This is a genomic window from Lentibacillus kapialis (genome assembly GCF_014646635.1).
In the GTDB taxonomy this organism is placed as follows: Bacteria; Bacillota; Bacilli; order Bacillales; family Amphibacillaceae; genus Lentibacillus; species Lentibacillus kapialis.
Window position 1 is genome coordinate 14091 of sequence record NZ_BMNQ01000020.1, and the last position, 24520, is coordinate 38610.

A 24520-nucleotide genomic window follows, 5' to 3' on the forward strand; every position below is an offset into this window, starting at 1 on the left:
ATATTTAGTATAACGAATCACTGCGGAATCATGCCCGTATTTTGCTTTATCCACATGTAATGGGTATTGAAGTTTCACTTTATACATGCCCTGTTAAGGCGGTAAAAATTGATCCATCAGTAATGCATCGCCTTTAAGCGCAGACTCGATATGATCATAAAAAATAATCGGTTTAAGTTTGGTAAAGTGATCCGGAGCAGACTCGTTGATGACTTTCAATTCTATGAGGAGTTGGAGATACTGATAAACAGGGTTGGGTTCAGATTGAATAAGCGGAAGTGACGCTGAACGGATATGACGGTGCAGCATATGCATGCATCGCTGCAGACTGAACGTTCCGCCTGCTGCAACAGGATGGATAATCTCAAGGCACAAGCGGCTCTGCCAGTCCCATGGCTGTGTCAGCATTCTAAATTGTGCCGATACCGGAAGATAAATAATGGACGGGAGGGTTTCACGGTGAGCCGAGTTGGCATAAAGCCAGTGATTCCACGCTAATTCCTGACCAAACATGCGTCTGGAAGGACGTGTTCGGAATGATCGTTTTTTCTGTTTCCAGCGTTTAAATAGATTTTCTCGTGCAGCAAAGGAAACAGTGAACAAATCAGTAAACACCATTTCGTCTAACTTTCGGATGGTGATTTCCCCCATTGCCCGCTGCATTACAGGGAAATGAAGATCCTGAAAAGACGTGAGCCGGAGTGTATCGGGACAGAAGAAATATAATGTCAGTGGAAAATTCACAGAGAACTGATGGATGAAATGAAGCCTAAACTGATCAATTCCAATTTCATTCGATTTGCGGCGATCGAACTGATTCGCTCCCAAAATCCAGATGGGTATAATCCCCTCACGCTGATACCCCTCGTTTCGTTTAATGATGTCGGCGGGCGGAATTCTGGCACATTGGTATTCAATTGCTACCTTTTTGTGCTTCAGATTAATCAGGAGATCAGGACGCTGATTGATTGACGGCAAGTATACCTCCAGTTCGACATCAAGCCGCTGGTATTTGAGCCATTGGTAAAGCAGTAGTTTACCCTTCTCATGATAAGGTCCCTCACCGCCTTCCCGCACCGGGCAACTGCTTTTCGATTTGTGGGCAAAATGCGGTATCATTTTGGAGCCCGCTTTTACTATGACCGGTTCCTGACATGCTGGGCAAAAGAACTGCGTGTGTTTCTGCAAGAAAGATATTTCCTCTCGTGTGTAAGATGCCAGTGTCATGATGTTTCCATATTCAGTTTTAGCTTGAAGCATAAAGTAACCACCTCCAATCTATATATTCGACAAAGATTAACAAAAATCCTGCTTGGAAAAAAATCAGGCCCAGCCTCGCCTTATACCGAGGTATTTCTTATAAGGGCATCCATAATTTATACTTTCTGACGTTATAAATAAAAAAAAGACACTCTTTTATTCAGAGCGTCCAATCACAGCTGGGAAATGGGAGCGTATTTGTTTAAATGTGTCATTTTCAAAAATCTGTTTACCATATTCCTCAAGGAAATGAATGGTTACATCTGTGTCATTTGCGAACTCAAATATTTGACTGAGCATGTCTTCCTGCTTGTCATCATCTTCTTGCGGAAATTCGACATACAAGTAATAATCATTTTTATAATGGTAAAGCACGTTATCTAATTCATCGTCATTACCTTTGAAATAGTGACTCAATTGGATGACATCCTCAAAATCATTGAAACGGACAATTAATGAAAGATTGCCGTCTTCTTCTCCAGATTCAGAGTTTTGTTCCTCTTTTTCATTGCCAAACTTATCATCAAGAACATCTTCTATTTTATCGTCCATTGAGATATCAACCGGTTTCCCATTCTCATCTGGAAGTTCGATATTCTCACCATCTTTGGAAATCTGTGCTTTTGTTACAACGATTTCCAATCCTTTATCCATTGCCTGGACTTGAATCCACAGTGGACCATCAACATTAAAGTCCTCTTTATAATTAAGTTCTTCCATCATTTGCCAGAATAGTTGTTCGCCCCGCTCACGGTTATACCAGATTTCTTCACGCTGGAATCCGCGATCTTCAATATCTACATACGTAATATAAAATTTTACCGTATTCTCATTAATACGTTCTATTTCCATTCGTTTTCTCTCCCTTCGTTATAAGAATCATGACTTTAAGGGTCAAATCCAAATGGTGGAAGAGTCAATTACACCTTTCTTGTTAATCATATTCCCCTTTTGAACAGTTTTATAACCAATCATTAATCCTTAATTTCATTGTATGATACGAACATCGTAATTGAAAATTTATATGCCTATATATATGATTGATTTTTACATTCTAACTGATATTGCTTCCGTTGTCACTAGCTGTTTCAAAAATTATCACTTAATTTTCACGCGGCACGAATTAATCCCGAATTACAGTTAAACAAAAAACGCAGACCTGGTATTGAGCGATCTGCGTTTGAAATTTTATATTGGGTCTAAAAATTAGTTAACCAACCGTTGAGCTTCGCGCAGCTGGAAGGTGCGTACCGTTCTTGGCAGGAATCTGCGTATTTCATCTTCGTTATATCCTACTTGCAACCGCTTCTCATCAAGGATGATTGGGCGGCGCAGTAACCCGGGATTTTGCTGAATCAAATTAAACAAGTCCTTCATCGGTAATTGATCAATATCGACGTCCAGCTTTTGAAAAACTTTCGATCGGGTTGATATAATCTCATCAGTACCATCTTCAGTCATCCGCAATATTTCCTTAATCTCATCGAGTGTTAATGGTTCAGAAAATATATTACGCTCATTGAATGGTATACCCTGTTCTTCCAGCCATGCCTTTGCTTTCCTGCAAGAAGTACAGCTTGGTGAGGTATAAAGTGTTACCATGTAACTTCACTCCTCATTTAGAATGTATAAACATTTTAATAAACACCAGCAAACTTATTATTAGATTAAAATAAGTTTAATTAACTTATATGTATAATTATACTATAGTTGTCAAATAAAAGGTAGAGGATTTTCGAAAAAAGTTGATAAAATTATATATGTCTACAAAATGTTCGCATCTGGTTGTAATCTTCCCTAAACCATCTTAAATTAAACCTGCTAACTGAAAAAAGCCTCCCGGTTTCTGTAACGTACCAGAAGGCTGAATGGTTATGCCCGCTCAGTCAGGTTTTCAAATATATCATCTGAATCGCGTTCTTCGTCATAACTTAGGACTTCGTCAACCGGCTGATAAGATTTTCCGTAAATTTCTTCGTCTTTATACGTATGAATCATTTCGTACATCTGCTTCATTTTTTGGTATATTTCTTCTTCCGGTTCGTTATTTGGTGACCAGTACAGTATTTCCATCGGCGTTTCCTCATTGGTAGCCAATGAACGCCGGTTATAATCAATATACTGAGCATGGCTAAATCCTTCACGCTTATAGAAGTGAAGCCGTTTGGCGGTATCCGTATCATCATAATCAACAGGTTCCACTTCCAGGATAATCGGTTTATTCCGCTTCTTCAGTTTTTCGATTAATTTATGACCAGTTCCCTGTCCTCTTGCTTGTGAGGAAACCCAGACATAATCGATAAATAGGAATGAGTCGAACTCAGCATACATTAAAACATGGTACTGTCCCTCATCCTTATGATATACATCCCCTTTTTCCTGCATCAGCATATCCATGTGTTTCTTGGATTTCATTTCCTCAACGGGGAAGTATTTGTTCAATTTTTCATACCAGTTCATAGACCTACTCCTTCGTTTAGTAGTCTTTTCCATTATAACGATTAACATAGCCTTTGTTAAATCAGTATAAGTACTATTTTCGTGTATTTTTCTTTGTTTCGTTTACTGTGAACTTATTATAATAAAAAAAACCGGGTTTTATTCGTAAAAGCCCAGTTTTTCAAAAATATAAGGTGCACACGAAACGTTAGCAACATCGTACGTACTAGTCAATTCATAGGTGTGTAATCAACGTTCTCCGTGTAACTGTTTCCCGCATTCCAAATTAGGAATTCGTTTATCCCATTTTCATTTAAAGCTTTGATTTGTGCTTCTACTTCCGCTTTCCCGTACTCAGTTGGCGCTCCGCTATAAAGCCATGGTGCTTCAAAATCCTGAATCCACGGACGGGATACCGGTTTATCGTCAAGCCGTGATAGAATGTCATTTTCCACTTTCGCATATTCATTCACCGTTTTATACGGCTCTTTATCCGGAAAGTCAATGTTAAAGTACGATGTCCAATGGCTTGGGTAAATCATCGAAGAAATGACATCCACATTGCTCGCGATTTTTGGGAAATTCTGTCCTATTCCAGGCGCTTCCTCAATTGTAGCCGTATATCCGAATATATCAACTGCCAAGTCCACATCGTAATAATCCAGTTCGTTTCCGGCATATTCAACAAAATCCGTTACTGCTTTAACACGCCGTTTAACATTGCTCATATCCTCGCCTTTATAATCGCCGCGGCTATAGCTTAAGTCATCATCCTTGTTCTCAAATCCTTCCGGGAAACGGACATAATCAAATTGAATTTCCTGAAAACCAAGTTCAGCCGCTTTTTTGGCTATTTTCAAATTGTATTTCCAGACTTCTTTTTGAAACGGATTGACAAATGCTTCACCTTTATTATTGGTCCAAACTTCGCCGTTTTTCTTAAATGACAAGTCAGGTCGTTTCTCAGCAAGAATTGAATCTTTAAACACCACAATTCTGGCAATCGGGTAAATGCCCTTTTCCTCCAATTTTTCCAACATTTTCCGTGGCTCATCGATATAGTTTTCGGCCGCATCCGAGTATGGAGAATCTTCCGGAACACTGATTGTCAGATTTCCATGATCCTCCTTAATATCAATGACCATCGCGTTCAAATCAGACGTGTCAACCAAATTAACCAGTTTATTAAATCGCTCCCCGCCTGCTGAGGGACCTGTTACATAAATCCCTCTGACCGCATCCGGGTACTCAAAACCCAAACCCGAATCATATGTAAATCGCTGCATCTTCTGGTCACTGCCGATAGCGGACAGATTCGTTTGCCGTTCTATATGAGAGCTCGCTTTTAATGCCTCTTCTCCTTTTGTTTTTTGTGAGGTAATCGGTATGATTGTCACGATCACCAGGAGAACAATGACAAAAGCAATAATCATGAAGGGTTTTCGATTCAATATCTATCAATCTCCTATCCAGTTTTATATCCATTATAACGGAAATCGACACATAATAGAATATTAAATATCAAAATTTGACAAAAAGCTTTTGGTTTAGATATGTCTGACCATAGTATTCCCTTACAGCTATTTATATTCATCGGCTAGCTGATTATTCGGATTTGCAAATTCTTTAAATGCTGAGCGATACACGAGATGGTCGCGATTGAATTTGGTCGGGCTGTCTAATCCCACGACAGCAGCCAAATTAAACAGATCGTTCCGCAACGTAATAAGATAGTTAGCCACGCGGTATTTCTTCTCCTCTATATTCAAGGCCTTCTGCAGGTTTTCATCAGTTGTGGCAACTCCGACCGGGCATGTGTTGGTATGGCATACCTGTGCCATAATACAACCTGTTGCGATCATAAAACCTCTGGCAATATTGATCAGGTCCGCACCCAGGCAAAGCGCCATAGCGATTTTATCCGGCGTCAGAAGCTTACCCGAAGCAATTATTCTGGTTCGATCTCTCACTCCGTATTTCTTAAGTGCTTCATCCACTAACGGAATAGCAGAAAAAGACGGCAGTCCCACCGAATAAGCCAACGCATAATAAGAAGCTCCTGTTCCCCCTTCTCCCCCGTCGACAGTTATAAAATCGGGCACAATTCCGCTATCGGCCATTGCCTTGATAAACTGGTCCACTTGTTGTTCATCACCTGCAACAAGCTTAATGCCGATCGGCTTTCCGCTTACTTCCCTTAATTGGGACAAAAATGAAAGCAGCTGCTGAGAATTTGAAATCCCCGGGAATCGATTCGGACTGTTAATATCCTTTCCTACCTCAACTTTGCGTATATTCGCAATCTCTTCTGTTACTTTATTACCACTCACATGGCCTCCCCGTGTTTTGGCGCCCTGGGCAAGTTTTAATTCAAATGCCCGGATTTGTTCCGTCTCAGCTTGTTTTTTAAATTCTTCCCATGAAAAATAACCCGCTTTATCACGAACACCAAAAAGACCGGGGCTGATTTGCATAATGATATCCGTATTACCTTTCAGATGATAAGGCGAAACGCTTCCTTCACCGGTATTCATCCATGTTCCCCCGGCCATACCGAGACCTTTGGACAGGGCTGTTATCGCATGGTCCCCCAAAGAGCCATAGCTCATGGCTGACTGGCCGATTAGACCTTTTAACCGAAAGGGGTGACGGACGGTATGTTCTCCTAGAACGACATTGTCGTCTTCGTGAAGAAAGGATGGGTCAACTTCCATGTCTGCACTCTTTTCTTTGCGGCTGAATAGATTTTCCTTATCAATCTCATAAACATGCGTTTTGACTTTCGGTGATTGAGTAACTTTTAATTCCCCTTTTTGCGCAGGAAACATATGGTTGACTAAATAAAATCCGTCGTCTTCAAAATTCCGCTCAGCACCAAATCCCATCATACTGCTGTTATACTTCCCCGCTTTGGCAACAAATTCAAATTCCTTCCGATTAAAAGGCTTTCCTTCCATATCATCCAAAAATAAATATTGTCTAAGCTCAGGCCCCATTTTTTCTAATATATAGCGCATTCTTCCTAGAATCGGATAATTTTGCAAAACCGAGTGTTCTTTCTGTTTCACATCATGAAAATAGAGCCGCAACAGCAAAACAGCCGGAACTAGTATGACGAGTGCCAATAAGATCAAAATTCCAATTACAAACCATTTCACCAGCATTTATAAACCACCCTCTCATATTAAACATTTACTAAATCTCAAAATAATTAATCGTTGTCATTCTCTACCCTCCATGACTTATATAAAACATGGAAAAGTCAGAGCTTGTTTTGATGTAACACAACAGAGGACCAGCGTATATTTCCTCCGCTAAAACGGAGTATCGTTCGTCTTTAGTATAGAATATCTTAATTATGTCCAAGGCTCCTAGACTGCCTAACAGTGAGGCACCCTAAAACACCACAGTTTTGGATATTGTGATACCCCCAAATTTTATAGTCTCTTATAAGGTCATCCATATTTTATACTTTCTGACGTTATTAGAAAAACTCGGCATTCGCCTCGTCTTATAGCGAATGCCGAAGCTTTTCTTATAAGGTCATCCATATTTTATACTTTCTGACGTTATAAAAAAGAACAGTATATATTTGTCATATACACTGTTCCTCATTCCTATATTCTTCATTTCACAATAAGCACAGGGCAATCCGCCCGCTTAGCAACCTTATGACTAACGCTGCCCAAAATCATTGTCTGCAGATTGTTCAGTCCCCGACTTCCTATGACAATGCAATCAAAATCATTTGTATTTGCAAATTCAACTATTGCAGGTCCGGGTTGACCGTGCAGTATTTGCACATTATATTCAATATCGGTTTCTTTGAGCTGTTCCAATACAGACTGGATCTTTTCTTTTCGTTTTCGTTCAATCTCATATTTGCTGTCGTTATGCAAGACATCCGATTTTGAAGTCTGTTCATCGACAACATAAACAACATCAATCGTTCCGTTAAACTGATTAGCAAGTTGAATCGCATGATTAGCTGAGCGAACCGAGTGCTTTGATCCATCTGTAGCCAAGAGTATTCGTTTAAACACGACCTTCCCCCCTTTTTCCAGCTTACCATTAATGACCTGATGCTTTCGACAATCCGCCTATTCGTTTTTTCAAGTGGTGGCTTTCATCATTCAGTCCCAAATACGTTACGTTAATATTATTTTCTTCAAATTTCATTTCAATCTTATCCAATGCACCAATGGCTGAATCATCCCAAAGATGCGCGTGCGTTAAGTCAATTTCAACCTCATGAACAGAGTCCGCAAAGTTAAACTTAGCCGGAAAGTCACTTACCGATGCGAAGAAAAGTTCCCCTTCTACACGGTAAACCTTTTTCTGCTTACGTAACACCAGTTCTTCGGTCACGTTAATTTTAGAAATTTTCGCAGCAAAGAATATAGCACTTAACAATACTCCGGCCAGTACACCAATCGATAAATTATGCGTGACGAGCACAATAGCAACTGTTGCTACCATGACAGCTGCATCCGTTTTTGGCAGTTTGTTCAAATGTTTAACAGATGACCAATCAAATGTACTGATCGATACCATTATCATAACACCGGCAAGTGCTGCCATTGGAATTTGAACAACAAATCCGCCCAGCACGATGATTAAAAACATTAAAAATACACCCGCAACAAGAGATGATAATCTGCGAGATCCGCCTGATTTTACATTGATAACGGACTGGCCGATCATGGCACACCCGGCCATCCCTCCAAAAAATCCTGTAACAACGTTAGCCATTCCTTGTCCACGGCTTTCCTTATTTTTGTTACTTTCGGTATCGGTCGCATCATCAATAATATTGGCGGTTAAGAGGGATTCCACTAGTCCGACAATTGCCAAAGATAACGAATACGGAAAGATAATCATGAGTGTTTCCATTGTAAATGGAATGGACGGAATTAGAAAGACAGGCAACTGTTGTGTCAGTGTTCCCATATCTCCCACCGTTCCAACATCCAAATTTCCATAAATAACAATAGCCGTTACTGCAATAATTGCTACGAGTGTCGATGGGACAGCTTTCGTGAGACGTGGAAAAAGATAGATAATAGCCAAAGTTATCCCAACGAGAGCATACATAACCCATGATTCACCAACAAAATGCTGAAACTGTGCCATTAAAATCATAATGGCAAGTGCATTCACAAATCCCACCATTACTGAGCGCGGAACGAACTTCATTACTTTCGATAGTTTAAAAACGCCAAATAAGATTTGAATAATGCCTGTTAAAATCGTTGCCGCTAATAAATACTGCAGCCCATAATCAGCAACTAAGTCAGCCATTAGCAATGCCATTGCTCCCGTTGCCCCGGAAATCATCCCCGGGCGTCCTCCAACGAATGCAATGACGACCGCAATACAAAACGATGCATAAAGACCAACCATCGGGTCTACTCCAGCGATAATAGAGAAAGCAATTGCCTCTGGTATGAGAGCCAACGCTACCACTATTCCTGACAACACATCTCCCCGTACATTGCCAAACCATTCCTGTTTCAGTTCATGTGTTTTCAATGAAGCACTCCTTTCATGTTTTATCATTTTTACCATTTCCACTTCATTAGAAAAACTTAGCCTGCCTTTATCTGCAAACGGCAAGCTAAGTCTCTTTATCTTTATCCTTCTTGGCGTGCAAAAGTAAGATCCGTTCTCAACATGTCAAATCATATCACAAGATGTATGCCTCGTAAAACAGCATGTAAACGTGGTCATTTTTGTTTTTCTCTTATTTTCCCTGTTTATTTTGAAATAGATATACGATTTGACAAAATCATTGGTCAAACTAATCCATCTTGTTCAATCTTTTCTCCATCAGTTCATAATCCATTGCTCCCATTGCCATAAATTGTATATGACCTTCCGAATCAATCATATAAGACGTCGGGTAGGCCCGAACTTGATACTTGGAAGCAATGTCACCGTTCACATCCATTAAAACCGGAAATGTCATTTCGTAATTTTTGACAAATTGATTCACATCTTCATCACTTTGTTCCGTATCCGTCATATTAACGGCCAGAATAACGACATCTTTGTTGTCATAGAGTTTTTGAAAGTCGGGAATTTCCTCCCTGCAAGGAGGACACCATGTTGCCCAAAAATTAAGGATGACACGTTCTCCCCTGTAATCGGATAAACTCACCTTTTCCCCATTCAACTTTTGTAATTCAAAGTCAGGAGCAATCTGGCCCGTTTCAAGTCCAACCTTGTCGGACTCGACAACCTCCTCAGAATTTTCCTTTGGCGGGGACGTAATCATATTCCCGCCTGCCTGATCACCCTCCTTATTACCAGCCTCGTCAAATGGACTTACATATTCGTAGACAGCCCAGCCAACCATTGCAGCTGCAATCAGAGCAAGAATCACTTTTTTCATTAACTATCTCCTCCAGATCAACCTAATTTTGACAACCATGTACCTTGTACTAAATCAAGCAGAAACCCAGTTATACGCGGCATGAAACCGAAGAATAAAACCAATCCCATGATAACCATAATCACACCGCCTATTTTCATAATAGTTCCGCTATGCCGGACTATCCATTTTGTCGAACCAAGGAAAAATGTCAACACAATGAATGGCAGCGAAAATCCAATGACATACATTATGGTGTAAAACACGCCCTGACCGGGATTGGTGGCAGCCAGAAGCAGAATTGACCCGAATATAGGACCGATACAAGGGGTCCATCCTGCTGCGAAACCAAGCCCGACAAAAAATGTTCCCAAATAGCCAACAGGCTTTTTCGTATAATGGAAGCGCCTTTCTTTCATTAATGCCGGGATGGTGATCCAGCCTGCAACAAATAATCCCATGAAAATGATGAAGATCCCGGCAATCCGTTGAATTAATAAACCGGACTCCCCTAACAGCAGGTCTTGTGCCCATTTGCCCAAAAACGACGCGCTGGCTCCCAAACTGATAAAAACAAGTGAAACAGCCAGCAAAAAGAAAAGCGAATGACTCAATAACTGCCTGCGAATTTTGGAGTTCTTGTTTCCTTGCAATTCTTTGACACTAATTCCTGTAATATAAGACATGTACGCTGGAAAAATCGGCAACACGCAAGGTGACAAAAAGGATAGCGCTCCTGCCCCCACCGCCAGCATCATGCCTGCAATCAACATTGTATCTGCTTCAATTCCGCCCATTCTGTTCCCTCTTTCCAATATAAGTTTTAAACGTTTTATCGGAGTTTTCCTCTTTTAAGTATTCCAAAATCTATTGTAAAGGATCTCTGTTAAAATTTAATGAAAAAAGACTGGATAAGATGTGACAATTCCGTGATGTTTTAAATGTGGAAAAAGGCTTTATTTAAGAAGATAAGAGTTTCTTGTTTTCCAGCCATGAATTGTATATAATTATGTAAACGAATATCATTGTGATGAAAAAGACGCAGTACATTTGCCCACTGATTTTCAGAGAACTTGTGGCTGGTGAAAACAAGGATCAAGGTAATTTGGAATTGGACTTTGGAGCACGTTAACGAGTAAAGCGATTCTCCCATAATAATGGCAGGATAACAAGGGTGGCACCGCGGTTCATTCGTCCCTTTTTTGTAAGGGGGATTAATGAACTTTTTTATTGAAATCAACCAAGCTAAGTGAAAGACGAAGGAGTGAAAGATAGTGCATACAATTTTCTCAGGTATTCAGCCAAGCGGCACGTTAACCATTGGAAACTACTTGGGGGCGATTCAACATTTTATCGAGCTGCAAAAAGAAAATGACTGCTACTTTTGCATCGTTGATGAACATGCGATTACCGTACCACAAGACCGTCTCAAACTGCGTAACAATATCCGCTCCCTAGCAGCATTATACCTTGCATCCGGAATTAACCCGGAAAAATCAACGTTGTTTATCCAGTCGGAGGTCCCGGCGCATACACAGCTAGGCTGGATGTTACAGTCCATCAGCTATATAGGTGAATTGGAACGCATGACCCAGTTCAAGGATAAAGCAGCTAAATCTGCGGGTAAAGAAGCTGTATCGTCAGCCTTATTAACATATCCCCCACTGATGGCATCGGATATCCTGCTTTACAAAACGGATGTTGTCCCGGTCGGTGAAGACCAAAAACAGCATCTTGAACTAACCCGTAATCTGGCAGAGCGTTTCAACAACAAATTCAATGACATTTTTACCATTCCGGAAGTGCGTATACCAGAAGTCGGGGCACGGATTATGTCACTGCAAGATCCAACTAAGAAAATGAGCAAATCAGATGAAAATGAAAAAGCATTTATTTCGATGCTTGACGAACCAAAAAAAATTGAAAAGAAAATTAAAAGTGCTGTAACCGACTCAGATGGGATTGTAACATTTGATGCCGAAAACAAACCCGGTATCTCAAACTTGTTGACCATCCACTCCAGCTGCTCCGGTGAATCGATTGAGAATTTGGAAACAGCGTTTGCAGGAAAAGGTTATGGTGAATTCAAGCAAGCAACGGCCAAGGCGGTCATCGATATCCTGAAACCAATTCAGGAGCGCTACAATGAGCTGATTAACTCTGAGAAGCTGGATGAGATATTGGATAAAGGGGCAGACAACGCTTCCTTTGAGGCCAACAAAGTGCTCAAAAAGGCCAAGAAAGCGATGGGACTCGGACGTGTGAAGAAAAAACGATAACATTTAACGCGATTGCGGGGAAGGGATGTCGAAATGGCGTGATCGCCTGAGATTGAAGATTTTTGGCACAAACCAAAAACCCTTCCTAACAGGGAACAATAAGAAAGATTTACGGCATTTGCTGCATCAGCAAATGCCGGTTTCCAAATTCTTCTTAATTGTTTTCAATTCTGTTTTGACGTATTTTGCTCTGGTGTCTGTTCTACTTCCCACATTTTCTCCAAAAATGGCTGGCCCTTAATCATTTTGTTGCATAAATCTTCATGTGACCGGCTCCAGCCTTTTTTGACACCTTCATAAAGTTCATGCCAAACGGTCTCTTCATCCATATATCGTATAAACGGATATTTCTTTGGATCCCATTCGGTCAGCCAATACCGTAATTCTTCAGGGTTATTGGCCGTGCGAAGCTGATCCAATGCGATCATTAGGATTTGTTTCAACTGACGCTCCCGTCTTGTCAATCCGTGAACAAGGCTCGGTTCCATCGACAGCATATGATATTCCTTTTCTACATTTCGCCCCTTAAAATTGAACGATTCGGGTTTAGTCGTGCTGACCATATCAAATACAAGCTGCTCTTGCCGCGGAATCAGCCGGCTTTTTCGTACCGGTATCTGATAGCCTATTGTATCAAATACAATGATATCATTCCCATCGGTAACCACGGCTGCAAAGTCAAGTCCATTGCGCTCCTGGCCTTTGCGCATATAGGCACGTTTATAAATGTTGTCCAGCATATCTTCCGGCAAATCATGCATGTCATTTTCAATGTAGTCGTAAAGATCTTCAGTTATGTACAGTAACGGTACCTGATCAAGTAGCTCAATTCCGTCACTTTTCCGCCATTCATGAAAATGACAGACACTATAACCATTCTCTTCACCTTCAAACCAGTTTACCCAGACATCATGTAAATACAGCATAAACAACCCTCACTTTGAATGAATCATTTAAAGGATTTCCAAAAGTCATCAAATTACATTTCCAATCATAATTTGTAAGCCTTCGAACCCGTTCTTAAGATACATTATGACCATATTGGAAAAAATTATTCGATTCGCCGGTATTTTAAAGGTTGTTAGGATATCGAAATAATGCAATGGACATCAGAAGAACACCGATCGGGAGAAAATAACACTCGGGCCTTCCGACTATAAAAACAATGTAATCTGTCCAGGAAACCCCTACAGGCAAAAAGTTCATATAAGCGATAATACTGACACCGCCTGTAACAGCAAATCCAAACCCAACTAAAAAAAGGAATAATAGCACCAATTTTTTACACCCGCCTTGCAGTATCTAAAAGCAAAAAATCAACCTTTCAGTCACTAGCTTGTCCTGTTCATTTATTTCATTTTATGCACGGGAAAATCATTCATGTGCATTGTTTCATTTTTGATTGGGTAATATGATCATAAAGATAACTGGCAATGATTTCAGTAACAAACTAAAGAAGCTGACTGCTCGCGGCAATCAGCTTCTCCTTACCTTATTGATGCTTTTTAAAAACCAGTGTAGCATTGTGACCGCCGAATCCGAGTGAATTGCTCATGACGACATGGACATCCTGCTTTCTTGATCCATTCGGGACATAATCGAGATCACACTCCGGATCGGGTGTCTCATAATTCATAGTAGGCGGTATGATGCCATCATCAATGGCTTTGAGGGAAATCACAGATTCCAATCCGCCGGCAGCACCAAGCAAATGACCGGTCACACTTTTTGTTGATGACACAGCTAATTCTCTTGCATGGTCGCCGAATACATGTTTAATGGCTTGGGTTTCATACTTATCGTTCAGTTCAGTGCTTGTACCGTGTGCATTGATATAATCAACCTCTTCCGGTGAAATGCGGGCATCCTCAACTGCCTGCCGCATTGCACGCGCAGCACCTTCGCCATTTTCTGCGGGTGCTGTAATATGATAAGCATCACCGGTTGCCGCATATCCGATGATTTCACCATAAATATGTGCACCGCGTTCGACCGCTGATTCCAGCGATTCCAGAACTAAAATACCAGCACCTTCCCCCATGACAAAACCGTCACGTTCCTTATCAAAAGGGCGACTTGCACTATTTGGATCTTCATTCGTTGATAAAGCTTTCATCGCTGAAAAACCAGCAAACGCCATGTTCGTGATAGGTGCTTCAGTTCCGCCTGCAATCATATAGTCAGCATCTCCGCGTTCAATTGTTTTAAACGCATCACCGATCGAATTGGCTCCCGATGCACACGCAGTTGTCGTGCAGGAATTAATGCCTTTAGCTCCAAGTTGAATGGATACTTGTCCTGCTGCCATATCAGGAATCATCATTGGCACAAAAAACGGACTGATTCGACGTGCCCCTTTTTCCATGAGTTTGGTATGCTGGTCTTCCAGGGTGCCCATGCCGCCTATTCCGGAACCAACCCAGACTCCGACACGAGTGGCATTGCTCTCATCAATCGTTAAATCGGCATCGTCAACTGCCATTCGCGCGGCAGCGACTGCGTATTGTGTAAATAAATCCATCTTTCGTGCATCTTTTTTGTCCATGTAATTTTTCGGATCAAAACCTTCTACTTCAGCTGCTGCAACTGCCGGCAGTCCACTGCGTTCAATCCGGCTTAGAAAATCGATTCCGCTTTTCCCGGAAACAACATTATCCCACATTGTCCCAACATCATTACCATTGGGGGAAATGGTTCCAAGACCGGTAACTACTACTCTTCTTCTTTCCATTTATTGCTCCTCCTATAAATTACTGAAGTCATTAATGGCCCCAGCGCAAGGCAATGGCGCCCCATGTCAGTCCTCCGCCAAAACCAACAAGAACGAGTAAGTCATTATTTTTTATTTTACCACTATTAACACCTTCTGATAAAGCGATTGGAATGGAAGCTGAAGATGTATTGCCATATCTCTTGACCGAAGTAGCCATTTTGTCCTCAGCAATTCCCAGACGTTCACGGGCAGCTTCCATGATACGGATGTTCGCCTGATGCGGAATTAAATAATCCACATCTTCATTATTATACCCGGCTTTTTCAACCACATTTACTGATGATTCCGGCATTTGTCTGACAGCAAACTTAAACACTTCCCGTCCATTCATGGCCAAATAGCCGCTTTCTTTATCTTGATAAAGATCTTTTTCGCCTGAACCATCTGATCCAAGTTCAAACGACAGGATCCCCTTCCCTTCTGAAACAGGACCAACAACGGTCGCTCCCGCCCCATCTCCGAACAGGACACAGGTATTCCGGTCAGTCCAGTCAGTGATTTTGGAAAGCTTTTCAACACCGACCACTAACACATTTTGGTACGCATTTGTTTCAATAAATTGTTTAGCGGTAATCACACCGTACATAAAACCGGAGCATGCGGCACTGATATCCATTGCGGCGACTTTTCTTGCTCCCAGCCGCTCTTGAAGCAAGCACGCAACAGACGGAAAAGGCATATCAGGGGTGACGGTTGCAACCAGAATCATATCAAGATCCTCTGCCCGGATGTTCGCTTTATCCAAGGCTTCCTGAGCTGCATAAAATGCCATATCCGATGTATCCGCACCATCATCGACGATGCGCCTCTCTTCAATACCGGTACGCGTTCTGATCCATTCATCACTCGTATCCACTATTTTTTCAAGGTCTTTATTTGTAACAACGTTGGACGGAACATAATGCCCGGTACCTAACAGTCCCACGCCCATATACCCATCTCCTTACAATAATTATTTTTAAATGACGTGAATGTCTCATAGCATGTTTTATGATTTTTAAAACTGTCATTATAATCAATTCTTATGACTTGGTGCTAATTTTAATGCAAACTATTGGAAAGTGCAAGCGTCACTTACTCGTCATCACGTTCATTCGGCAACAACCCGGTCTCCTTATAGGCATCCACTTCTTCCTGAATATAATTACGAATATCTTTCGGGACTTCAGGACTGAATTCTCCCAATGAAATCACGTCATCCTGAAAATCGAATGTTGTAACGCCGCCGCGCAGGTCACCATCATTGAATTTTCCTGCAGCCATTGTATACAGGTCCTCCACATGTTGCACTGTGCTTGACAGAACAGTTTTTTCAGCGATCTTTGACTGATCTGCGACATAACCAATCGCATGTATCCCATCCGCAGCAGCCTGTTCAATGATGGATGCACTGTAAGTATTACCGGTCGGGTAAACCACATCAGCACCCTGTCCCCGCATCGTATTATACATTTCGGTTGCTTTCTCTTTAGCATTCCAATCATTCACATAATTCAGATGTACTTCGGCTTCCGAATTTTGGAATGTGACACCCTCAAAATAGCCTTCTATTTCCGGCTGCCACTCAAATGCGCCAATAACACCCACATGATTCGTGTCAGTCATTTCACCGGCCAGCATTCCGGCAAAAAATCCCATGGCATGTGAATTGAAATTCAGGCTTGTCACATTCTTTGTAAATTGACCGCCATTAAAATAAACGAAATGAACTTCCGGATAAACGTTTGATATTTCTTCAAAAAACTTGCCGTATACAGCGCTATGTCCATAAATCAGATTCACCCCGTTTTTGACTAATTCATCGACAGCGTCTCTGACTTCCTGTTGGGTCTTAACATCTTCTTTATAATAAACTTCGGTATTAAACTGTTTCTCAATGGCCATCAGACCTTCGTAACCTTTTTTATCCCATGGCTGCTCATGGGCGGATGATTCCATTAGCATTCCGACGTTTTGCAGGTTGCCCGAGTCAAAGTAACTGCCACAGCCGGATAGAACCAATATGAAAGCAGCCGGGATGAGGATTGATAACTTTTTCACGCTTCCACTCCATTTCCGGTCATTGTTAAGCTTGTACAAAAAATGGCACGATTTAGTGGTATCCACTAATATCGTCAACTAGCTATGATCACCTTCTACATTCGAGGGTAAAATTTTTTGTACCTTTCATAATGTTTTTTTACGTTTTCAATTTCTTCCTTTATAGGTCTATTGTTTCGTATATAGACAGTATTTTCAAGTTTTAAATCATCCGCTTTGCGGTCATGAATCGATCTCGCGTTTACCACCTGGGGCAGCCCGGATGCACGGATCCATTGCTTTACGCTTTCAATAATATTCTCCACATGAACAGCGCTTGATATAAATCGTTGTGAATCAAATCGGATAAAGTCATTTTGTATGCAGGCCCCATCCTGGTTCATTGGCATCCACTCGCCAAAAACGAGGGGGAGTTTAATTGTAATCGCTTCTTTTTTCTTTAGAATCATTTCACACTCGCCAATGCTGATTGATGCATCATAACTTTTGTTGTGCCCGGATTTAGCTACATGATGAAATAAATCATTTCGGCCGAGAAACATAGACAAATGCTCCTTTTCATCTGTATCAAGATCGTCCATTCCGTCTACATGCCAGCCGTTCTCAAGAAAATGATTGACCATATGAAAACCGATCCAATGGAAGCAATCTTCTACAAAAAAGTACATATTGACATCCTCCTGTTAAAACAAATCCTTTTATTTTTTTGACTGATTTGCTAAACTATATGAGAATAGCAGAAAATGAGTGAGTAAATAAAATAGAGGTGTATTTATCATGCGTTTCTTGTGGCCGCTTATCTGGGCTTTTCTCATTAGTTGTGTTGTTTCATATGTATTAGTTAGCATGGCAGGTAATGATTTTGACATCGTAAGCACATTCGGAGCGACTATCGTCATTACACTTGCTGTTTTTATACTGGGTGAAGGTGTCTTAAAAGGCGAAAGTGAGTATTAAACTGAACTTTGGGATTATGATCTCAGTCTGTAAACAACCCTTGCCTTCAAGGTATGATGGCAAGGGTTTTGTGCTTACAAATCTCTTGACGGATGTTATAAATCAATTTCGGAGCTTGATTTATTACCGGTTCAATACCATGGCAATACGCTCAAGGCCGTAAGTGCAGCTAACGGCAATACCAGGCGGTTGAACCTTTTGGGCCGGCCATAGCCGCCATATCCATAACCGGGGTATCCATAGCCATAATTGGAATATCCGTAACCCGGGTAACCATAGCCAAATCCCCCGTATCCAAACTGGCGTTGATGGCACCCGGGCATATGGTTGTTACCGTGAGACAGCGGTATCGCCATGTAGACGTATTTCTCATCAAGCCCTGTGATAATCCCATCAATCTGCGAACCGTCATTCATTTCAGCCAGCACATACGAATGCATATGCTGTTTACACAATTCATACATATGTTGATGATTATAACTCATATTCCAACCTCCTCACCAATCAGCCTATTCATTTGCCTTTGGGTTGGTGACATGTTTATGGTATTGAAATTAATTGAGTTCAGGAGGAAATATTATGGAAACAATCGAAGCATTTTGGGTGTTGATCAAATACATTATCCTGGGGCTGTTGCAGGGTTTCACAGAGCCCATTCCAATCTCATCAAGTGGACATTTAGTTATTGTAAGAGAGCTATTTGGTATCGGAATCGACGGGCTTTCATTTGAAATCATGGTCAATTTCGGGTCACTTATTGCTGTGCTTGTTATCTACCGAAAAGACATTTACCGGCTGGTGGAAAATGGAATTCGTTACATAACCACCCGGGCGAATGATGCCAAAAGTGACTTTCAATTTGTTATGTTTTTGATACTCGCAACGATTCCAACCGGTATTATCGGCCTGTTATTTGAAGATTTTATTGAGAGACAGCTTGGCGGCCGTGTGGTGGTTGTCGGCGTGGCACTCCTGATTACTGGAGCCGCTCTATGGATTATCCGCAACCTTCGAGGAAATAAAGGTGAAGGTAGCATCACGGTTCTTGATGCTATTATTGTTGGACTGGCCCAATCGGTTGCATTGGTACCCGGCATCAGTCGATCAGGTGCAACAATTGTTGCGGCAATGCTTGTCGGAATGAAAACCGAAACTGCCCTCAGATTTTCATTTCTGTTATACATACCTGTAAGCCTTGGTATCACCATGCTATCAGCCGGTGACCTTATCGGCGGTGACAGTGAATTGAGTGCTGTTGCCATACCGTCAATCCTGGCGTTTGCAGCTGCCATTATTGCCACTTACTATTCATTACGCTGGTTTATGAACGTGATGGCACGCGGCAATCTGAAGTATTTTGCCTATTATTGTTTTGCTGTCGGGGTACTTGTCATCCTGTTCCTATAGAATTCAGTGAATCCTATAAGCTAAAAATTTTATACTTTCTGACGTTATTAGAAAAACTCGGCGTTCGCCTCGTCTTATAGCGAATGCCGAAGCTTTTCTTATAAGGTCAACCATTTTATACTTTCTGACGTTATAACAAAAGACTTCTAACTGCTGATCAGTTAGAAGTCTTTTGTCTTCTTTCACGCCTATGTTTTTCACGCCATGCTTTTGGAATGTATACACAGTAAGGATCACTTTCCATATAATCTCCTGTCACATTATATGCGCGGGATCTTGAGCCGCCACAAACATGCCGGAATTCGCACACACCACATTTGCCTTTATATTGATCCGGATCTCTTAAATTTTTAAACACCTCTGATTCCCGGTAAATCACCGGAAGTGGCGACTGACGCACGTTGCCTGCTTTAATCGGCAAGAGTCCGCTCGGATAAACATCGCCTGTGTGGGAAATAAACACAAACCCATTTCCATCATTAACACCCTTAGGTGCACGACCAAGCCCATCAATCTGTCCGGTTTTGCCATTCATCAAAGCATCTTCATACCGGATTGAGTCGTCACCGTTGTTGCTTTCACGAATTTTACCTTGGATAACAACCCGGCGGTAATGCTGTGCGGCTGTTGTTTTTATATCAAATGGTACGCGTTTGGAAAGCTGATAAAGCCAGCGCAACACTTTTTCGTGTTCAGCCGGCGAGATCATATCACTTTCCTTGCCTCTTCCTGTCGGCACAAGAAAAAAAACACTCCAGAGCACACAATTCAAATCCTCTACCATTTTTGCCATTTCATCGAGATAACCTGCGTTATACTTGGAAATAACCGTATTAATTTGAAGTGGCATTTCAAGCTCATGCAAATAATTAATCGCGTTCATTGTTAAATCAAACGATCCGGATGTTCCACGGAAATGATCATGAACTTCTGCACAATGCCCATCGATTGAAAATGCCCATCTCGACAGTCCAATATCTTTTGCTTTCCGCATCGCTTCTTTTGTCACATTAGGTGTAGCGGATGGTGTCATGGATACCCGTACACCCTTCTGCACGGCATATTCCGCAATATCGAAAACATCCGACCGCATCAGTGGATCACCACCGGTAAATACGAGCATCGGATTATCCATCTCATATATATCATCAATTAATGTCTTACCCTCTTCAAATGACAGTTCAAGTGGATGCCGGTGGTATTGTGCTTCGGCTCTGCAGTGCAGGCATTTCAATTCACAGGCACGTGTTAGCTCCCAAATAACAATAAACGGGTTTTCATTGTAGTCTCGAGGAAACATCAAGACCCCTCCCTAGTCAATAATGGCTGATTTCATCATAATTTTTTTAGGTGAAAGCGGCAGTGATCTAACTCACTTGTGCAGCTTCTTTACCATTTGAAGCACCCTTCTTTATTGTAGAAGCAATTCCACACAAAAGCCTCCGGATGGAACATCTCCAGAGGCAACAACAGTTTATTTTTTTCCGATCGCTATGCGCCACATCGGCGGGCCTTGTTCCAAGTATTCCCATGTAAATGACCCTTCCCGCTCAATCATCAACTGGTAATGAAGCGGCTTTGGATCATGATCATTTGACAGCTGCATAAATTCACCCGGATTCAATTCATCGAACACTTCAAAAATTTTCGGATGCCTGTGACGCGGCTCAATTTCCGGTGCGTGTATTTTGGCAGTAAATTGTGTATCATGCATATAGATCCCTCCATTAGTGTTCTTGCTTTTGAACAATTTCATCATATAACCTGGCAGGCTATAAAGATGTGAGGAGCGGCATCACATATGTATGATATTCATCACTTAATCACAAAACGTTCAAATTTAATAGGGAAAGTCATATTTGTAATATGATAGCATGAACGTAACAATAGAAAACGGCATTGAATGAGAACCATCTGTACAAGGAGGTATTGCATGCATACAGGTACTATACAACGGCTGCTTCAAAAAGTTCCCCTTTTCAAAGACCTGACCGACGATGAAATGGAACCGATCATTGACTTGGCAAAGCACCGTATGTACCGTCACGGCACCCACATATTCATGCAGGGTGATCCGCTGACAAACGTTTATTTTATCCATCAAGGAAAAATAAAAATTTACAAAACCGACTTCCATGGCAGAGAACAAATTGTAAATGTGCTGCAGCCCGGTGATATGTTCCCGCATCAAGGTTTTTTTAGACAGGATGATTATCCTGCTCATGCCGAAGTGCTGGAAGATGCGATTTTAATCTATATTCCGATTGAATCCTTTGAAAATTTTCTGGTTAATCACCCCGAAATTTGTATTAAACTGTTTCGTGTGCTGGGCGATATCATTGTTGATCTACAAGCACGGCTGGAAGAAAAAATTCTCCATAACACATACGAGCAAATTATTATGCTCCTGTTGCGCTTATCGAAAGGTTACGGAAAAGAAACCAATGGTGGCATGATTAGACTGACAACTCAGTTTACAAATCGCGAACTCGCCAACATGATTGGTTCAAGCCGCGAAACCGTCAGCCGAACCCTGACTCAACTGAAGAAGCAAAATTTGATTGCCTCCGACAAAACCGGAGCGGTTGTTTTAGATACCGATGCACTGGAAGACGAGCTGTTTTAAACTGGAAGATCATCCCGCTACGGGGTGGTCTTTTTTTTAACGTCAGAAAGTATAAATGATGGATGACCTTATAAAAAAGCTTCGGCATTCGCTATAAGGCGAGGCGAATGCCGAGTTTTTCTAATAGCCTACCTCCAGCCGTATTAAAATCTATTATACCGCCAAGGAAAATGTGACACACATCACTACTTCCCCAACTGAAAATCATTATCATATAATTAAGTCAGACATTTCATGAGGTGATGCTATGCCTAAGCAGGAAAAGATGGTAGAACTGGATGTACGCGAAGATTTAGCCAGGAAAAAGGAACCATTTGACAAGATCATGAGAACAGTTAAGCGTTTAAAAGACGGAGAGTCTTTCATTTTGCATGCACCATTCAACCCGCTTCCGCTTCACACGATACTAAAACGCCGTGGTTTTTCATATGAAGTTGAAAAAATTGAGAAAAAACATTGGAAAGTCATCTACACCAAGAAAGAAGGTGATATGACATGACGATTGACAACCGCGGACTTGAGCCGCCTCAGCCGATGATGCGCACATTGAAGGCACTGGATAGACTGAAGAGCGGCGATTCCTTATCCATCATCAACGATCGCCGTCCACTGTTTTTATATGAAGAACTTGATGACCGTGGCTATATACATGAAACCGAAGCACAAGAAGATGGGAGTTTCAAAATTACTATAACGAAGTCTGGTGATTAATATGATAACTGGCGGAAGCATGCAATCAAACACAAGCATCAAGTTGCCGCTGGCGTTTATTCTCTATGCCTTGACAGCATTTGTCGCATCGCAATTGATTCTTTTCATTAATAACGATGTCCTGACTACGGGGCAGTTTCGGATACCGGATATTTGGATGGGTGCTCATTTTCTTGTTTTAGGCTATGCCGTCATGATTGCAATGGGGGCTATGTACCAGCTTATACCGGTCGCCCTGCTTGCTCCGATATGGAGCCAGGCATTTGGATTCATCCAGTTTATTGTTACCGCTATCGGTATTACAGTTTTTTCATTACTGCTCGGAGTGTCACCTGACCATGCGTTTTATGGCGGCATCATTGCAGTCGCCGGAATCATCATGTTCATTATCCAAATGTTGGTCACCATCTTAAAGCAGAAAAACAAAAATATGATGACCGCTTTTATATTAGGCGCCATTTCATGTCTCTTCCTGACAATTGCAGCCGGATTCGTGCTCGCATGGAATCTGGCTGAAGGTAGAATCACCAGCCATGGGGCGATTTTATCCTCTCATATAACGCTTGGGGTTTCCGGTTGGTTCACATTGCTAATTTTTGGTTTTTCCTATAAGCTTGTCCCGATGTTCAGTCTGTCTCACGGTTTTTCCATGAAATGGGCAAAACCTGCTTTTTTAACTTATATTAGCGGGCTTCTTATTTTAATCGGCTCATTCTGGACAAAGACTCAATTTATCGACTCTATTGGCTGGTTTGTTTTGCTGGCGGGATTCTTTTTCTTTGTCCTTGACATTCGTGAAATACTTGCAAAACGGCTAAAAAAAAAGCTTGATAAACCATTTTCATTTTCATTGATTGCGATCATAAATGGGCTTGGCGTACATGTTCTGGCGTTTGTCTTCAGTTTCTATGGTATTCAGGAAGTAGCCGTTTGGGGCTGGCTCATCTTTTTATATGTAATGGGCTGGATTATTTTCAGTATTCTGGGGTATCTTTACAAGATTGTCCCTTTCTTATGGTGGACATATAAATACTCGAATAAAATCGGTAAGGAACAGGTCCCGACTTTAAGAGAGATGATTAATGAAACATACAGTGTCATCCTGTTCACACTTTTTATTTTCAGTATAGCTGGACTAAGTATAGGCGGACTACTTTATATCAATATAATGGTGTACGTTTTCCAAGGACTGCTTGCACTTGCCTCCCTGTTATACATGCTGTCGATCATTCGAGTTCTAACCAAATAAATATCTACCAGAGTTAAAACGCACTTGCAGAAAGGAGATGGCAGTATTGTCCCTTGAGAAAAAAGTCGGTGCTGCTTTATTTGAAGTAATCGATCCGGAGCTCGGCATTAATATCATGGATTTGGGGCTTATTTACGGAATTACCGTTGATGTGGAAAACAATGTGAAAATTATCATGACCCTTACAACACCCGGCTGCCCAATGCATGACAGTATCAGAAACGGTGTAAAACATCGTATTAATCAGATAGAAGATATCGGTGATATTGATATCAGTCTGGTATGGGAACCGGCATGGACACCTGCGAAAATTAGTGACCGCGGCAAAGAAATGCTTGGCTTTGGATGACGTGGGCCACAGAAGGAGGAAAACTGATTTGCTTCTTCTGTGGTTTTTTACCATCCA

The 24520-nt window shown here is 41.5% G+C and carries 27 protein-coding genes and 1 other annotated feature; of the genes, 8 read left to right on the top strand and 19 right to left on the bottom strand.

Annotated elements, in window-relative coordinates; genetic code table 11:
- Window positions 1-93: 93 nt before the first annotated feature.
- The 10 genes from IEW67_RS08745 to IEW67_RS08790 form a co-directional block, all read right to left on the bottom strand.
- Window positions 94-1260 carry a competence protein CoiA gene (locus IEW67_RS08745; RefSeq protein WP_188632690.1) on the bottom strand — a complete coding sequence of 389 codons (1167 nt, stop codon included), beginning with the start codon at window positions 1258-1260 and terminating at the stop codon, window positions 94-96.
- Window positions 1261-1416: 156 nt separating this feature from the next.
- Entirely contained in the window at window positions 1417-2112 is a 696-nt protein-coding gene (mecA, locus tag IEW67_RS08750; RefSeq protein ID WP_188632691.1) for an adaptor protein MecA, read from the bottom strand.
- A 354-nt stretch (window positions 2113-2466) separates the two neighbouring features.
- Window positions 2467-2862 carry a transcriptional regulator SpxA gene (gene spxA / locus IEW67_RS08755; RefSeq protein WP_188632692.1) on the bottom strand — a complete coding sequence of 132 codons (396 nt, stop codon included), beginning with the start codon at window positions 2860-2862 and terminating at the stop codon, window positions 2467-2469.
- A 270-nt stretch (window positions 2863-3132) separates the two neighbouring features.
- Complete coding sequence (locus tag IEW67_RS08760; RefSeq protein WP_188632693.1) at window positions 3133-3720, bottom strand: GNAT family N-acetyltransferase; 588 nt, start codon at window positions 3718-3720, stop codon at window positions 3133-3135.
- 209 nt (window positions 3721-3929) lie between these two features.
- Window positions 3930-5132 carry a putative glycoside hydrolase gene (locus IEW67_RS08765; RefSeq protein WP_188632726.1) on the bottom strand — a complete coding sequence of 401 codons (1203 nt, stop codon included), beginning with the start codon at window positions 5130-5132 and terminating at the stop codon, window positions 3930-3932.
- Window positions 5133-5279: 147 nt separating this feature from the next.
- Window positions 5280-6863 carry an FMN-binding glutamate synthase family protein gene (locus IEW67_RS08770; RefSeq protein ID WP_188632694.1) on the bottom strand — a complete coding sequence of 528 codons (1584 nt, stop codon included), beginning with the start codon at window positions 6861-6863 and terminating at the stop codon, window positions 5280-5282.
- A gap of 462 nt (window positions 6864-7325) precedes the next feature.
- Window positions 7326-7742, bottom strand: a complete 417-nt coding sequence (locus IEW67_RS08775; protein WP_188632695.1) for a universal stress protein — start codon at window positions 7740-7742, stop codon at window positions 7326-7328.
- A gap of 28 nt (window positions 7743-7770) precedes the next feature.
- Window positions 7771-9258, bottom strand: coding sequence for a SulP family inorganic anion transporter (locus tag IEW67_RS08780; protein WP_188632727.1), 1488 nt, complete (start codon window positions 9256-9258; stop codon window positions 7771-7773).
- A 241-nt stretch (window positions 9259-9499) separates the two neighbouring features.
- Window positions 9500-10093, bottom strand: a complete 594-nt coding sequence (locus IEW67_RS08785) for a peroxiredoxin family protein (RefSeq protein WP_188632696.1) — start codon at window positions 10091-10093, stop codon at window positions 9500-9502.
- A gap of 17 nt (window positions 10094-10110) precedes the next feature.
- Window positions 10111-10869 carry a cytochrome c biogenesis CcdA family protein gene (locus IEW67_RS08790; protein WP_188632697.1) on the bottom strand — a complete coding sequence of 253 codons (759 nt, stop codon included), beginning with the start codon at window positions 10867-10869 and terminating at the stop codon, window positions 10111-10113.
- Window positions 10870-11093: 224 nt separating this feature from the next.
- Window positions 11094-11274: a binding site (T-box leader), on the top strand.
- 72 nt (window positions 11275-11346) lie between these two features.
- Here IEW67_RS08790 and trpS point away from each other — a divergent pair.
- Entirely contained in the window at window positions 11347-12351 is a 1005-nt protein-coding gene (trpS, locus tag IEW67_RS08795) for a tryptophan--tRNA ligase (RefSeq protein ID WP_188632698.1), read from the top strand.
- 164 nt (window positions 12352-12515) lie between these two features.
- Here the strand turns inward: trpS and IEW67_RS08800 are convergent, their stop codons facing one another.
- From IEW67_RS08800 to IEW67_RS08820, 6 genes are all read right to left on the bottom strand, one after another.
- Window positions 12516-13277, bottom strand: coding sequence for a YjbA family protein (locus IEW67_RS08800; RefSeq protein ID WP_188632699.1), 762 nt, complete (start codon window positions 13275-13277; stop codon window positions 12516-12518).
- A gap of 145 nt (window positions 13278-13422) precedes the next feature.
- Entirely contained in the window at window positions 13423-13626 is a 204-nt protein-coding gene (locus tag IEW67_RS18570; RefSeq protein ID WP_505735185.1) for a YuzI family membrane protein, read from the bottom strand.
- 217 nt (window positions 13627-13843) lie between these two features.
- On the bottom strand, window positions 13844-15082 hold the full coding sequence (gene fabF / locus IEW67_RS08805) for a beta-ketoacyl-ACP synthase II (RefSeq protein ID WP_188632700.1): 1239 nt from the start codon (window positions 15080-15082) through the stop codon (window positions 13844-13846).
- Window positions 15083-15113: 31 nt separating this feature from the next.
- Window positions 15114-16055, bottom strand: coding sequence for a beta-ketoacyl-ACP synthase III (locus tag IEW67_RS08810; RefSeq protein WP_188632701.1), 942 nt, complete (start codon window positions 16053-16055; stop codon window positions 15114-15116).
- 143 nt (window positions 16056-16198) lie between these two features.
- Window positions 16199-17164, bottom strand: coding sequence for a BMP family ABC transporter substrate-binding protein (locus IEW67_RS08815; protein ID WP_188632702.1), 966 nt, complete (start codon window positions 17162-17164; stop codon window positions 16199-16201).
- A gap of 95 nt (window positions 17165-17259) precedes the next feature.
- A complete protein-coding gene (locus IEW67_RS08820; protein ID WP_188632703.1) occupies window positions 17260-17832 on the bottom strand; it encodes a hypothetical protein in 573 nt (190 codons plus the stop codon).
- 109 nt (window positions 17833-17941) lie between these two features.
- Between IEW67_RS08820 and IEW67_RS08825 the strand changes: the two genes are divergently transcribed.
- Entirely contained in the window at window positions 17942-18121 is a 180-nt protein-coding gene (locus IEW67_RS08825) for a DUF2929 family protein (protein WP_188632704.1), read from the top strand.
- Window positions 18122-18252: 131 nt separating this feature from the next.
- Here IEW67_RS08825 and IEW67_RS08830 read toward each other — a convergent pair whose 3' ends face one another.
- Window positions 18253-18606, bottom strand: coding sequence for a hypothetical protein (locus tag IEW67_RS08830; protein WP_188632705.1), 354 nt, complete (start codon window positions 18604-18606; stop codon window positions 18253-18255).
- Between the two features lie 103 nt (window positions 18607-18709).
- Here IEW67_RS08830 and IEW67_RS08835 point away from each other — a divergent pair, with 103 nt between their 5' ends.
- On the top strand, window positions 18710-19528 hold the full coding sequence (locus IEW67_RS08835) for an undecaprenyl-diphosphate phosphatase (RefSeq protein WP_188632728.1): 819 nt from the start codon (window positions 18710-18712) through the stop codon (window positions 19526-19528).
- Window positions 19529-19685: 157 nt separating this feature from the next.
- Here the strand turns inward: IEW67_RS08835 and IEW67_RS08840 are convergent, their stop codons facing one another.
- Window positions 19686-20828 carry a TIGR04053 family radical SAM/SPASM domain-containing protein gene (locus IEW67_RS08840; protein WP_188632706.1) on the bottom strand — a complete coding sequence of 381 codons (1143 nt, stop codon included), beginning with the start codon at window positions 20826-20828 and terminating at the stop codon, window positions 19686-19688.
- 174 nt (window positions 20829-21002) lie between these two features.
- Window positions 21003-21242 (bottom strand): DUF2249 domain-containing protein, encoded by a 240-nt coding sequence (locus IEW67_RS08845; protein ID WP_188632707.1) that lies wholly within the window; start codon window positions 21240-21242, stop codon window positions 21003-21005.
- A gap of 219 nt (window positions 21243-21461) precedes the next feature.
- On the opposite strand from IEW67_RS08845, the gene IEW67_RS08850 reads away from it, so the two are divergent.
- The 5 genes from IEW67_RS08850 to IEW67_RS08870 all read left to right on the top strand — a co-directional run bounded on the left by IEW67_RS08850 (window position 21462) and on the right by IEW67_RS08870 (window position 24463).
- On the top strand, window positions 21462-22154 hold the full coding sequence (locus tag IEW67_RS08850; protein ID WP_188632708.1) for a Crp/Fnr family transcriptional regulator: 693 nt from the start codon (window positions 21462-21464) through the stop codon (window positions 22152-22154).
- A 247-nt stretch (window positions 22155-22401) separates the two neighbouring features.
- Entirely contained in the window at window positions 22402-22653 is a 252-nt protein-coding gene (locus IEW67_RS08855) for a DUF2249 domain-containing protein (RefSeq protein WP_188632709.1), read from the top strand.
- The gene (locus tag IEW67_RS08860) at window positions 22650-22865 is read left to right on the top strand and encodes a DUF2249 domain-containing protein (RefSeq protein WP_188632710.1); all 216 of its coding nucleotides are present in this window, start codon (window positions 22650-22652) and stop codon (window positions 22863-22865) included. The genes IEW67_RS08855 and IEW67_RS08860 overlap by 4 nt, the downstream gene beginning before the upstream one ends.
- A 19-nt stretch (window positions 22866-22884) precedes the next feature.
- Window positions 22885-24114: a hypothetical protein gene (locus IEW67_RS08865; RefSeq protein WP_188632711.1), complete on the top strand. Its 1230-nt coding sequence runs from the start codon at window positions 22885-22887 to the stop codon at window positions 24112-24114.
- Between the two features lie 46 nt (window positions 24115-24160).
- Window positions 24161-24463 carry a metal-sulfur cluster assembly factor gene (locus IEW67_RS08870; RefSeq protein ID WP_188632712.1) on the top strand — a complete coding sequence of 101 codons (303 nt, stop codon included), beginning with the start codon at window positions 24161-24163 and terminating at the stop codon, window positions 24461-24463.
- Window positions 24464-24520 lie beyond the last annotated feature (57 nt).